The sequence below is a fragment of the Candidatus Gracilibacteria bacterium genome, assembly GCA_028687475.1.
Classification (GTDB): Bacteria; Patescibacteriota; Gracilibacteria; order BD1-5; family UBA2023; genus STC-74.
In genome coordinates, this window is sequence record JAQUAB010000005.1 from 43,205 (window position 1) to 57,812 (window position 14,608).

Consider the following 14,608-nt stretch of genomic DNA (forward strand, 5'->3'; position numbering starts at 1 on the left):
CCTTCAAAACGCCTTTCTTATGCGAAAAAATATATTTCGTTTTTCCTTCAAAGAGCACCTTTCCGTATTTCTGATATTTTGTCTTCTTGTATCTCAGACGATTCAGGTTTCTTTTTTCGATCGTACTGAGGCTGCGGCTGATGATTATCGTGATCTCGTATCGATTGTGGTAGATCGTGATACATATGGGAAGCTCTCATCCAAAATAAAAAGATACAGTGAAGATATTCAGGGATATCTCGGAAATACACGCGTCTCGCTTTTTGTCGTTCAGCAAGATACGCCACCAGAAGCGATCGCTGCTCAGAATGAGAAATTGTATTATGATGGAGATGGAAAAGACGGAATCACGAGTCTTGTCGGAACGGTTCTGATCGGAAATGTTCCTATTCCTGTAGTCCATCGTGATAGTGAATCTTTCCCGAGTTTGTATCCATATGTCGATTTCGATGAGAAACGATTCGTCTATAACCAGCATTCTCATACGTATCAGTATGCTCCAGATGCATCTGAGAGTACTGATGTGGATATCTGGCATGGTGTGATCAATCCGAGTGTTGGACGATCTTGGCAAGGAGATTCTGATATAGAGAAAATCAGCGAATTCCTCGATAAGACACATGATTTCTATACGAAAAGCGGAAAATTTGTTTCTTCCACACTTCCTCCGAGAGTTTTTTATTACGATGGATACAATGAGAGTGCAGCGATTGTTCCGAAAAGCGTTTTCCAATATGATCTCTATATCAAGAATATTGAGAATTTTGTCTATAAACGATTCACGAAATATTTGCTCACGGATATTGGAAATGCTATCTCGAACTACGATGCCACCCATTCTGATAAAGAGCTCGATGAATACATCGCTTCTCTTGGCTATCCGAAGGGAAGCGATACACTCAGTGGAGAGTTGGTGAGTTCACTTCCTGATATTCAGACAGTTCAGCCAACATCAGCCTATATCAAGAAATTTTATGAGATTCTGAATAAGAAGACCCTTTCGGATGAGCAACTTTTCGTTCATAATGCTGGAAGGTATACGAGCGGATCAACGGTTCGTGTCGATCAAGCGACCGTTCAGGGAACATATATGGATGAGGTTGCTGCGAGTATACTCAAGGAAGGGAATACAGCACTAGAGCAAGCAATTGATAATCAGATAAATACTTCCGGCTATCCGAAAAAGGTAGTGATTTTTGATAGTATTAATTACAGGAATAATGGAGCACCCGATGCTTTTGGAACAAACACTTTTTCTGATAAAGTATACAATGGATATTTTTTCGGGAAAAAATCATCTGAAATCACAAATCCAGACCAGTGTACTATTGCACGCTGATACTCTGGCACGACGACTGATTTTGGTCGTTCGGTTCTCGTGGAGGCAAATGTCGGCTATGATGTCAATGCAACACAATCTCATGTTGAGCTTCTTGCGGCTGATACCGAAGAATTGACAAGACTTCATCGAAATGCTTCTTATTCTTGTTTTGATACAAGTAGTGGTTCTCCGAAGATGACTTCATATTGGGGAGGAAATACTATTCTGCGTGTCGCAGATGCTGGTTCTGATGCTGCGAATGTACTCAATACAGACATTGACTCACAGATAAAATGATATTCGCTGCCAATTTTTTCTCTTCAAGGAATGAAAGAAACTCCGCGTTTTGCGAATCCCAGTCTTGCGGATTGTAGTGTCGATTCTTATCAGTACTCACTTCTTGAACCATATACATATACTATTACAGATGAATTTGGGAATTCTCGAACTATAAAATGGCCAACTGAATGGAATGGAACTTCAAAGGATCCTCGCTATAGTTGTCTGACACAACATAATTCTCTCACTTCTATCCCCAATCTTCCAAAAAGCCTTGCGGATTATGAATCGCAAACATGTTTTGTCGGAGGAGTTCATATTGATGGTACAAGTGTAAAATCTCTGGGGAATTATTGTTATTTCGCGGATGATTGAACAATCTATTCTCATATTCCAACATTGATAGAAAGCGCTTCAGGATATACAGATATTACGCACTATGAAGATCGGTATTATCATACGATTCCATCTCTCTGGAAACATATATCACCCACAGATGAAGAAATCGCGGCCGCAACTACCAATGGTGTCACACCATCAACTCCAGTAGATATCAAACGGAGTGTAGAATTTCTCACTGCAAAAGGAAATATCGCTCGATTCGAATATCCAGATTTTTTCCAATCTCCTGGAAAAGATGTCGCAACCGTACGAGCATGGCTCAAGGATCTCTCAGAAAAGCAGTGGAATGCAGTGATTGCGAAAGAAAATGCGACAACACTTTCTGCGTATGAACAAGAAGCGAACGCAAAAGTTGCATCAACTCCTCTTCCGTCCACTCCGATTGATTGGAATTCCCTTATTTCGGACGATGCTATCAATAAAATAATCCAAGCACAGAACTGGCTTCATCCAGATATCACTCAGAAAGCAAAAAATGCGATTGAAACATCTCTCTCATACTCTCACCAGTATGGAAGTGATATCACGAAAAATCCACCATCAATTCCAGAAATGGGTTCTGGGTATGATATTGCTTATCTCGGACTTTCATCACTTGCTCCACTCAATACCAGTTTTTCTGCATCCGATACTCTCGAGACCGATTATGCGACTACGCTTGCAGAGATCCAAGCGTTGAATATGGGTGAAGATGGGGTTGCATCTCCAACGAGTGACTATCAGGCAAGTGCGAAATGTGGACCTCCAGAAGGGGTGATGATTTTCCAATGGCCAAGTGCTATCATGTGTTGGATTGCATCTTTATTTCCGCCGAGAATCAGCGGTGGTTCGTGTGGGGGGAGTACTATAGGTGCAACGGATAATACTCGATCTTCGACATCACCGAGCAAAGAAATACAGAATGATACTGAGAAAATGAAAGCATACTATGATGCAGCGAAACTCGTCTACAATATTCCAAAAACAGCGATCGGAGTGAATGAGTCTTCCACTGTTGAGTATGATTTTATCACCAAAGATAATGCACATATCGAGTTGCCGATAGGTTCCACGGTGAAGCTCGAAATCATCACTCTTGAATCTCAGGGAAAGACTATTTCTCCAACTTCCGCGACAGGATATCTCGAGATTGCACCTGCACAGAGTCCGTACTCGAACCTCGGATGATCATTTGTGATTCTCTCACACGATAAACTCCTCAAATCTACTCTTCGGGCAACTATTTCTATCCCGCTTCCAGATGGGACGACATACACATCTGTTTCTGATAATCTGAATTTCCGTGTCAGTGATGAGTCGATCGATATTTTTCCGACTGTAGAATGATCAGCAATGGGAACCATCGATACGACGCTCGCAAGTCCAGTGAAGCTCAGTTTTGCACCGAAGACTTCAACGGGTCTTGTCCTCAAAGACGAGTTCCCCTATACACTTGATATCTACGACTCTTTCGATGATTCTCTCATCGAGTCTGGGATTACGATTCCGAATAATGATTATACCATCTCATACAACTATACGAAAAAGATTGGGACATATCATTTTGTGATTCGTGATGCTCTCGGTCGTTATGGTGACACGACGTTGTCCGTTCGTTCTGGTCCCATAGCGAAAGCTACTTTTACTCCTGTATCTTCCGCACTTATCGTTGGTTCAGATTCTCTCGGAGTACTTCGTCTCACAGACAAGCTCGGGAATCTCCTCTCTCCAGAGCTGCATAGTATCAACATCACAGCAAAATGAGGATATATCATCGATTCAGAATGAACACATGTCAGTGAACTCAATCTGGATTCGATTGATTCCGAATTGATTCTCTCTTATGGGTCTTCCACTGCAGGAAAGCTCACACTCTCGATCAGTATTGATGGAGTGATTCAGACCGAGACAGCTATCGATATTTTCCCAACAGCGCGAGTAGTATTCGAGCGTTCATCGCAGCCAGTAGTTGCGGGATCACCGATTACTGCACACATCAAGGTGCTTGATGGAAACGGAAATATGATTTCTGGATTCTCGTCAGTGGCCGATATAACTCTTCCAGAAGCGGCTGGATATTTCGCAAGTGGGACAACCGTCGAGATCAAGTCAGGACAAAGCGCTGACTTCACTTTCGTCCCTGGTCGTGTGGCAGGAGAACATATGCTGACACTCGACATTCCTGGAGTTGGAACTATTTCGGACATTTCATTCACGATTGCCGCAGGTGCTCCTATGTATATGAATGCGAGTTATTCGGATACGACATTCTCTTTTGTCCTTCGTGACCGTTATGGGAATCTCTCTCCGAGAAACATGACTGCTACGATGACTCGAGATACTGATGCATCGCAGACGGTTGCATTCTCGGGTGGAGTGTATTCACAGACGCGCAAGACTGGATTCTATAAGATGCAAGCTCCAGATATTGCGAAAAATACGCTCACGTATTCTGATGCAAGCGGTTCTTATACGCTCACTGGTGTGACGTATGCTTCGCTCTATGTTCCACCGACACAGACAGATTTTTCATTTCTTCCTGACTACAATGCACGATATACCGTCCTCGCAGGGAATTCATTCCTTCGCCAAGGAGAACAGATTCTCTACGATGTGACTCCAGGTGCATCGTCGAGTCTCGCGGTGAGTACACTTCTCGATTCTCCATATACCACGAATACACTTCTTTCGGTTATTCCATGATGATGATTTTCTTTCGGACAATCGATCGATACCGCGGTCACAGCAGGAATCTCTCTCGAGAAAAATACACTCGTTCTCACAGCGCGTGACGATGTCTCTCATAAAGAAGTCGGTCGTGTAGGATATCCAGTGTTGAATCCTGACCTTGATATTTGTACAGAGAATCTTGTTTCTGATTCGACGTGTGATTCGTATTTCGAAAAGTCTCATATTCGACTCATAGCGTTCAGTGGTTCTGAATATCAATCTACGGTTACGAAGGGTTCTCTTGCTCTCGGCACCAAGACTGCGAACCTGCTCCAGTATCGAAATGGACAATGATTCACACTCATGGGTGGTGTGACGCTCGTTCCAGAGGCATCTCTGTCATCGAGACATCTCGAAATATCTGTGAAATACGATGATCAAATAATTGCTCGTCTGATTGTTGCAACTGATGTGAATGCGAGTGTCCTTCAATCCAGTGATATCACATCATCTACCGTTTCGACTCCGATTCTCCAGAATCGTGATAGTTCCATGTCTGTGCTAGAGAACTATGTGACAGAATTCACTCCGAATATTCATGGATATAGTGTCGTTGCACCAGATTCGACACAGACACTCGATGAGAAAAAAATCGGGCCGAATCATATCGATTCACTCGGGTCACTCTCAGAATTGCCAGGAGTCGGATGGAGAGATCAGAATCGTCTTCTTCTTTCCTATAGTGCTGGTGATACCGTCGGAGAAGCATCTCGTTGGTTCCATACGTATACCTATGTGAATCTCGGAGATCCAGTGGCTCATGTCGACCATGGTGCTGTAGGAACCGAACAAGAGGGAATCGATCGTACGATTGGTACGCAGATTGCATCGAGTGCACATGGTGCTATTCGGTCATACTATCACAAGGACATGAATCATGATGGAAATGAAGATATCGTGATTGTGTATACTGATGGATATATAGAACTACTCTTGAATATCAATGGCAAATTCCGTTCGAAGAAAATGATTGCGTCGGTTCCTGATGTGGGCAATCGTTGAATATCAATTGGGGATTTCACAGGAGATGGATATGGTGATATCGTCGTACTCACTGCTGGATGATCATTCGTTCTGGTCGACAATGATTCACGGAAACTGACCCGCACTTCGATCTCTCTCAGTGATACAATGTCTGTCGTAGGGCCGACTGGAATTACTCAGTTCCAAGTCTATGATATGGATGCAGACAATCGTGATGACATCGTGTATCTGACAGAAATGGGAGAACTCGGTGTGCTCTATGGTACAGTAGAGAAGTGAAAATTCGTCCAAAATATTCTCGATAAAACCCTGACCGTCTCGCTTTCGAGTGATCCAGTGATTTCTGGCGGTGCTATCACAGCGAATGTTGTGCCACAGCTTGAGACCCTCAATATGCCAACGACGAACACGGGAACCGATGATACGATGCTGAAATGAGAAGTGTATTTCCAGAGAACTGTCTATGATACAACAGCGACAAATATTCTCCCATGATCCGATATTCTTGTGACAGATGTATCGTCTATGACAGGCACGATAGCTTCCATGTTGACTGATCCGAATATCACTCCGAATCCAACAAAACTCATTACGTATGTGAAAAGTGAATATGCGAGTGCCTATGGAATGGAAATCTCAAAAACCTATAAAAATATTTCTGCAAAAAGTCTCGTCGCAGGAAGCAAGGTTCAAGTAGATGTCACTATCAAAAATACCTCAACATCTTCTATCAAGGATGCGGAATATCTCGATACAATTCCATCAAATCTTACCACAGAAAATACGACCAAATATACTCTTTCTCTCAGTGGACAGAGTGAGGAAAGAGTATTCAGAACGGCAGATGACACCTATGATGCTTCATTCGTATTGAAGGATATTCCCGCATGAGCGACACTCCATATCATCTATGAAGTGGAAGCGTTGGCAACCAGTTATGGGAAAATGATTGTTGGGAAACTCGAGTGAGGAGAAGTGGGGGATGATATCTATGGAGATGTTGGATTCGAATCATCGACAACGTGTGGGGCGAATATGGTACTCTGGCGTTCAGATAGCGCTCGAGTGTATACTCGTGGTACACGCTCATACACCGCGGCTACTATTCCAGATTCTATCGCATCACAACTCACTGATGCAGATAACAACGGAACTCCAGACAGTGTCGAAAATATGTCACTCTCAGATCGTCAGGCTGCTTATACACAGATGACAAGTGATTCGAGTGTTACTCCGAATACGAGTAGTCTTGCCCATGCAAATATGAATAGCGAAGGCAATGTCATAGATATCGGACTCTCATCGAGTTCGGCGAATGAGATAAATACAATTGCCAAGAATCTTGCTGATGGATTATCGTGCGGGTTCGGTGGTGGTTCTTGTATGAGTTTCCCAGTGAACTGGGCACCACTGGCTCCTGGATCTGATCCGTCAATTTTTGGTATGCCGGTAGGGGATGGACTCAATGTCTGAGAAGGAGTGCCGATATTTAGTTCCCTGACAGGAAAACAAACAATGTGTTGAGATACTCCATGTTGTCTCCCTATCGTTTATCCACAATCAAGTCTCGCATATGTACCATGACCATTCTGCTGATCCCCATCAGCGTGATGAGACCTATGAACATGGGCTCCTACCAACCAAATTCGTATCTTTGTCACTCCAACTTTGACTCTTGGTATGGGGGTAGCAATCTGTATGGGCGGACCTGCGTCAGCTATTTGAAGACTTCCATTCCCTGGCTTATATCCGCTTGTTTCATGAGGAAATTGTATTGTACTCGCTCAGCCGATGCCAATCTGTAGAGGTGATGGATCTGCAGATGATGGGAATATTATCGGTGTTTCATGACTCGGAAGCACAACCGATACATGGAATGGTGAAAGTTGTTCGCTTCAGTCCACGGCAACTTCCGAGAAAGACGACAAAGATTTCTATGATTCTGTGGTGAGTTATCTCAAGAGTAAGGATACCACGAAGCTCAATAATATCTATACAGCACTCTCAAAACGTGGTTCACGAAATTTGTCTGGAGGTCCTATGATTCGAATCGGTAATGGATGATGAACAGAAATTGCTGTTGATTTTGATTCGAGCAAACCATTCACAGTTGGCGAAATCGTAAAAGTAAAAAATAAAAGAGTGTCTGATTTTCCAGATTTTATCATGGATTGGGTGACTCGTCAGGTTGCAGAAATCTCGAACAATCTCTTCTCACTCCCGAATCTCGTAATCATTCCTCCAACAACACTTTGACCAAATGCTCAGACGGACGGATCTGTCGATTCTTATGGAAAACTCTTTTCGACTCTCGCAGATCGTGTTTCTCTCACAGAACTCCAATCTCAGATGAAGGGAGCATTTGATACTACCGACGTTACCAGTTCTTTTACCAATAAAACTCGTTCAAATAGTTCACTTTCTGCTGGGTATGAGAATTGGCTCGACAATACAGTACAGGAAAATTCTTCGACAATCAATACAGTTGTATGATCTGCGAATGCTCTCAGAGCAGCATATAAGTTCATATGACAGATTCCATTCCTCCGTATTCGCCAATCTGCAGTGACGGTGAATGTACCATGGCCACTTCCACAGGAACTCGACAAATATGCTCGTTCTCTGAATCAATATAATGATGAAATCGATAGAATGGAGAAAAATTGGTGTAATGGAACACCTGATGCCCAGTGTCTCGATCAGAAAACACATGCAAATGTTTCTGCATTTCGTGCGAGTGTCGAGAATGGACTCAGAATGATCGATGAGTATAGGAAATTCCCTGATAAAATGCAGAATTATATCACTTGGCGTCAGCGTTATACGGCTTGGGCTATGTGTAATATTGATGCCATTCAACAATTCACTGGAAAATGGATCAAAGAAAATGGTGTCCGATTCCAGAAGTGGGCAGAGTTCTATGTACTCATGAAGGCAATAGCAAAATCATGGCAGCCAGTTATCGATGTGTTCCGTACGGGAAATGCACAATGTGCCGTCTGTCAGAATCAACGATACACATTGGATTATTTTAAATTCAAACTTATTAGTGCATTTATCCCAAGTGTTCCTGTTATCCAATTCTCGAAATGGCCAGATGTTGTTCTGGATCTCTCTGATGTTCGTCTCGGAATCACAATAGATGTTCCTGATTTCAAGTTCAATGTCACACCGCTTCGTCTTCCGAACTTGCCAGCACTGACACTTCCATCTCTTCCATCACTCTCACTGACACTTCCATCTCTCCCACGTCTTCCTCATCTTCCAGAACTTCCATCTCTCCCAGAACTTCCATCTCTCCCGAAGATGAGTTTTCCACCACTTCCTCCACCACCAAAACTTCCAAAAATGTTTGGTTCAGTTTCGATTGTAACGAATCTTGTGAAATTATATCAGACTATCAAGTGTTATTATCAGAAATCCATGCTCGTTCCAGAATGGCAAGTGGGAGATGTGATTGCTCAACGTACTGCTCGTCAGGGAACTCTTCCGATTGACTTCTTGAATTTACAGTTTCCACAGTTTTCTATACCTACTCTCAGAGAAATTCGCGTTCAGTCACATGTGAATTTCGAACTACGGTCAGATTTTATCACTGAGTTTGCTCGGAATGCCGTGAAGCCACTGAATCAATTCAATACGGATTTGGGTCATTCCATTCCTTCGAGAGTAGTAGAAGATGTGAGTATTCAGACTCCATGAAATGTGAATGTGTCAGTTCCAGCCATCCAGTCCTATCTCGATTCCTCTGAATCTTCGGGTGCAACTATTGGTCAGATGATAGCAAAACTTGATACATATGCAGATGTCATGATGGATGTCTCAGATTTTATTCCGTATTTCCAGAGTGAACTGCTCAAGAGTGGACAATCAACGGATGAACTCAATAAGGCACTCCAGAAGTCACATATTGAATCTGAGAAAGTCATGAATGAACTCCAAGAAAGTACCGATACGCAAGTGAAACTCCTGAAACAATATATCGAGGCAGAAGAGGCGAAAACGAAAGATATCGAGAAACTCATCGATACAATGAAACATCCGAATACACTTCTTTCAGAAAATGATATTGGAACCGCGTCATTCGTCAGTGAAGCCAATGATGCAGGAACAACAGCACTCAGTCGATACAATGAATTCATGAATGCTTCCGTTCAAGATTCTTCCACTTCATCCAATGTTGATACAAGTATGGAGACAGAACGTACTTCTCTCCAGAATCGTACGAAACGTCTGATTGCTGCCGTCACTACAACTACTGTGACTCCAGAAAGTGGATGAATCATAGCAGATGGATATTCTCCGAAGTTCGAGGGAATCTATATTCTGACACCGAGCGGTGTTCAGACCCGACTTTTCGACTACATAGAGCCACTTCTCGGAGATGAGACGGTCGATGTTCTCGATATCGACAAAGACGGAGACAAAGACTATCTGTATCTCATGGATGGTGTCCTCTATCTGAAGTCGAGTCATGCACATGAACCAAGTCAGCAGAAGGATACGACTATTACTATTTCTGACCTTGATCCAACACTTGTACCAGAAGCTCCGAATTTTTTCCAAGAATTCTCAGCGAGTCCTGGACAGATTGAACTCAATTTCTCTGCGGCACAGAACCAAGACCGACAATTCCGCCTCGAATTCTTCGATCGCTATACGGAATGGGATCTCCTCCATATTGATGCACATGATGAAGAGAAAATTCCTCGAAGTGTGGTCGATATTATTACAGAAGATACTTCACATGATACGAGCGCTGATGGTATAACGGTTCATCCACTCGAACGTTCTCTCGATAAGATTTCTGGAACGGATGGATTTATCCTCGAATGACCGAAAGTCACTCCAGTTGCCGCGGGTACGAATTTCTCACTCACCTATGGACGTCCACTCTATACGGGTGAATCCAATGCCCGAATCACATTCACTCTCGGTGATGGAGTAGTGCAGAATCTCACGCTCAAACCATATTCACAGTATATATTCGATGATACACTTTCAGGTTCTCTCACGAGCGGTCGCGTCTATTTCTTCGATACGATGGTGACTGAGAAAACTTCATATGATGATGCTCTCGTTGGTATGCCACTTCTTCCAGGTATGAAAATCTCGAATCTCGGTGGTACGTTCACGATTCGTGATGTGACGCATGATACGAAGACGACTCTCGAATCAGGAGGACAATACCGCATTATGTCTTTGCCGACACTCAGTACTTCGAATATTATTTCTGTGCCGTATGAGAATGGATTCTATAATGCTCGACTTTCGTCTCTCGATTCGAGTGTTCATGCGGGAATCACTCTCTTCACACCGCAGGCATCGCTCGATCACGGTGCTCCAGTGGTTGATATTGCCGATACTATCCGCATCCCAGTCTATCAGACGAAATCCTATATACTCACAGATATCATCACAGAAATCAGTCCATACATGGTCACAGTGGATCCAGATACCACTCAGGATACCAATGATGATGGTATTTATGCGAATGATTACATGACTTCCGCTTCATGAGTCAGTATTACAGACAAAAATCTCACATTTGGTCCATATGATGAGCTCGGAGAATATACGATGAATCTGAAAGTCCAAGATGAATATGGAAATACAACAACCACTCCGATTCACATCGAAGTCTATGCTCCAGTACCACAGATCCAGTCCGTGTCCGCGACAGGAATGCTCTACGGATCGCTTGTGGATGGTCAGAAAAATGAACCAATTCATTTCTTGCGCGTTCGTTCTGGAACGCCAGTGAGTATCATAGCTCCAGAGAGAACCATTTCTCTCGATGACGGTTCATTCGCGACGGGAAGTCTCTTCACGGGAAGTGGTGCTCGATTCTCCTATTCTGGCGGAACATTCGTGATCAATGAACAAAATGGATTGCCGACAGGAAGTGCGAAACTGGATATACAAGTTCTCACGGCAACAGTGGATTCACCGATGAAGTTCCAGTACAAGAGCACGAATGGAAAAACTCTATTTGAGGAATTTCTCTCACTTCCATCGTCTACCAGTATTTCTCTTTCTGCTTCAGAAAAAACAATTCCGAGTGTTATCGTGACAGCCGAGAGTGGATATCGTGCAGAACTTGCGACCCTGAAGGATCCGAATATTCCTGGCGGAGCATATGTTACTGATGATCAGAAACAAGCAATTGCCGCTCTGGCAAATGATGGAAATATCTATCTACTCACTTCTGGACTATCTCTTGTGGCGACGAACAAGAATGGGTATCTCGCCGTCGAAATCCAGAAAAATGGAAAGTCGATTGCAACCGTTCTCTATCAGGTGAATTTCTTCTACATGACGAAATAGTTTCCTTTTTGCTTTTTCTGGACTTCTCCCTATAATCCCGTCAAAATCAGACACATTTGTTGAACAAAAAACCATATAATCCCTTTTTTCATGCTTCCACGAGTTACTATAGTTGGCCGACCAAATGTCGGAAAATCGAGTCTTTTTAATGCTCTTTCTGGTCATCGTATCGCGATTGTCTCTGATATTGAGAACACGACACGCGACATTATCGAATTCAAGATTCATGACAATGAACAAGATTTTTCCTATATCCTTGCGGATTCTGGAGGTATTGTTCAGGCAGATGATGAGACACTCCTTTCTGATGTTCGCGGACGTGTGGATGATGCTATCGAGAGCTCCGATCTCATTCTTTTTGTCCTCGAGTTCGATCGTATCACAGAGTTCGATGAGCATATTGCGAAGAAGCTTCGTCGTTCCAATAAACCGATTCTCGTGGTGGCGAATAAGGCAGATAATCCAAAACGTGCGGTAGAATCGTATGCGCTTCTCGAGCTCGGTCTTGGTGATGTGATCCCAACGAGTCCGATGCAGACACGCGGTATGGAAGAACTCCGTATTGCTATCGCGAAAACCCTTCGTGAACATGGATTCGAGTCCAAGGCAGATACAGAGCTCGAAGATGAGAATATATTGAAGCTCGCGATTATTGGTCGTCCGAATGTCGGGAAATCCTCTCTCGTGAATGCAATTTCTGGAGAGATGCGCTCTATCGTGAAGGATATGCCCGGAACGACTCGAGATGCTATCGATACGATTATCGAATTCCAAGGTGAAGAAATCTGTCTCATCGATACTGCTGGTATCCGTCGAGCGGGAAAAATCGGGAATGCGAATATCGAACAGTGGAGTGTGATGCGCGCAGAGCGCTCTATCGAGCGTGCTGATGTGGTTGCGGTGGTTCTGGATGCATTCGAAGGTATTGCTCATCAGGATGAGCATATCGTCGGCGAAGCGATGAAAGCGAAAAAGGGAATTATCCTTGTGCTGAACAAGTGGGATAAGGTGCTCAATAAGCCAAATGTTGGAAGAGAAACCATTCTCGAGCGATATATGCAGTACCTCGCGAAGAAGTTCGATTTTCTCTCCTATGCTCCAGTGGTGTTTACTCAGGCGATTGAAGGGAAACGCATCGATCTCGTTCTCGAGCATGCGATCAAGATTCGTGCTGAGCGTCAGAAGCGTGTGAAGACGGGTGTCTTCAATAAGTTTCTCGATCAGATTACCTACGATCATGCTCCAACAGGAAACAAGAAATCCCACAAGCCAAAAATCTATTACGGTTCTCAGGTAGATATCAATCCTCCACGATTTGTGATTTCTGTGAACAATGCTGGGCACTTTCATTTCTCGTATGTTCGTTATATCGAGAACAAGATTCGTGAGATTTTCGGATTCGAGGGAACGCCTATCGATATTGAACTTCATTCACGCAAGAGTATCTACAAGGACAAGAGTCCTGAACGTGATGAAGAGGAAGGGGAGAATATGATTCGTCGTGACGATCATGTAGACAAGAAGTTCGCTACCAAGAAGAAGAAAAGAAGATAAATATTTGTCTAAAAACAATATCAAAATGTCTCGCAAGTTTCTCATCATTACTGGTTTTTTCTCATTTCTCGCACTTTTCGTGCAGTGGGGATTTACAGGGTTTTCTGGACTTATTGGAGGTATTTTTCAGATTCTTTCTTGTGGACTCATTGCATCGTTGATTGTCCGAATGCTTCGGGGAAAAGATATTTCTTTTCGTGCCAACTTTATCCGATCGACGCTTGTTTTTGCTTCCGTCATCGGGTTTTTCTCAGGGATTCTACTCCTATTTATCGCATATCAGAACACTTTCCCTGCCGCAGTAGGAAAAGTCATACTGACCAATGGTGACAAAAATATTGTCGTCTATCAGATGTCACATATCGCCACACCAGCATTTTATGCTCAAGTAAAAAATGGAATCACAGAACTTGCTGCATCGGGATATACGATCTATGCTGAGTGAGTCAGACCAGGAACTCCTGAGAATCAGGAACGTTTCGATAAGCTCCTCGGTATCAAGATGACCAAGACACTGTATGAGAATTTTTCGTCTCTTTTCGGACTCATATCCCAAGATGACTCGATCTATGCTGAAGTGGCTACAGGAAGCCTCCAGAATGTGGATATTTCTCTCGATGATATCATGAATCTCATCGGAACAGGTGCTGTAGTTCCTGAATCCAGTCCTATCGACCTCGAAGCAGAAATCGCTCAGCTCGATGCCTCAGAACGAGGCGTTCTGCTGGCTCCATTCATGCGTTCCATGTTGAATTTCTTTCTCAGGAATAATAGTTCCCTTGATTCGCTTGCATCAGGTTTTTCGCCTGAAGTGTTCGATGTGATTCTTCATGATCGCAATGCATTCATCGTCAAGACACTCGAAGCTGATACCCAGAAGAATATTGTCCTCGTCTATGGGGCAATGCACTTCCAGGGAATCTATGATCTCCTCAAAACTCACGATCCAAAATGGAAGATTCTCTCTGTAGAATCTCTCTATCCTTATTCATTCTAGGACGTCAAATCTATCCTCGACTTCCTTTTGATTTC

3 protein-coding genes are annotated in these 14,608 nt (G+C 43.3%); all 3 read left to right on the top strand.

What is annotated here, in order from left to right:
• Positions 1-19: 19 nt before the first annotated feature.
• Positions 20-12,022 (top strand): VCBS repeat-containing protein, encoded by a 12,003-nt coding sequence (locus tag PHY14_05015; protein ID MDD2694244.1) that lies wholly within the window; start codon positions 20-22, stop codon positions 12,020-12,022.
• A 90-nt stretch (positions 12,023-12,112) separates the two neighbouring features.
• Positions 12,113-13,576 carry a ribosome biogenesis GTPase Der gene (gene der, locus PHY14_05020; protein ID MDD2694245.1) on the top strand — a complete coding sequence of 488 codons (1,464 nt, stop codon included), beginning with the start codon at positions 12,113-12,115 and terminating at the stop codon, positions 13,574-13,576.
• A gap of 25 nt (positions 13,577-13,601) precedes the next feature.
• On the top strand, positions 13,602-14,573 hold the full coding sequence (locus PHY14_05025) for a hypothetical protein (protein MDD2694246.1): 972 nt from the start codon (positions 13,602-13,604) through the stop codon (positions 14,571-14,573).
• Positions 14,574-14,608: the final 35 nt, after the last annotated feature.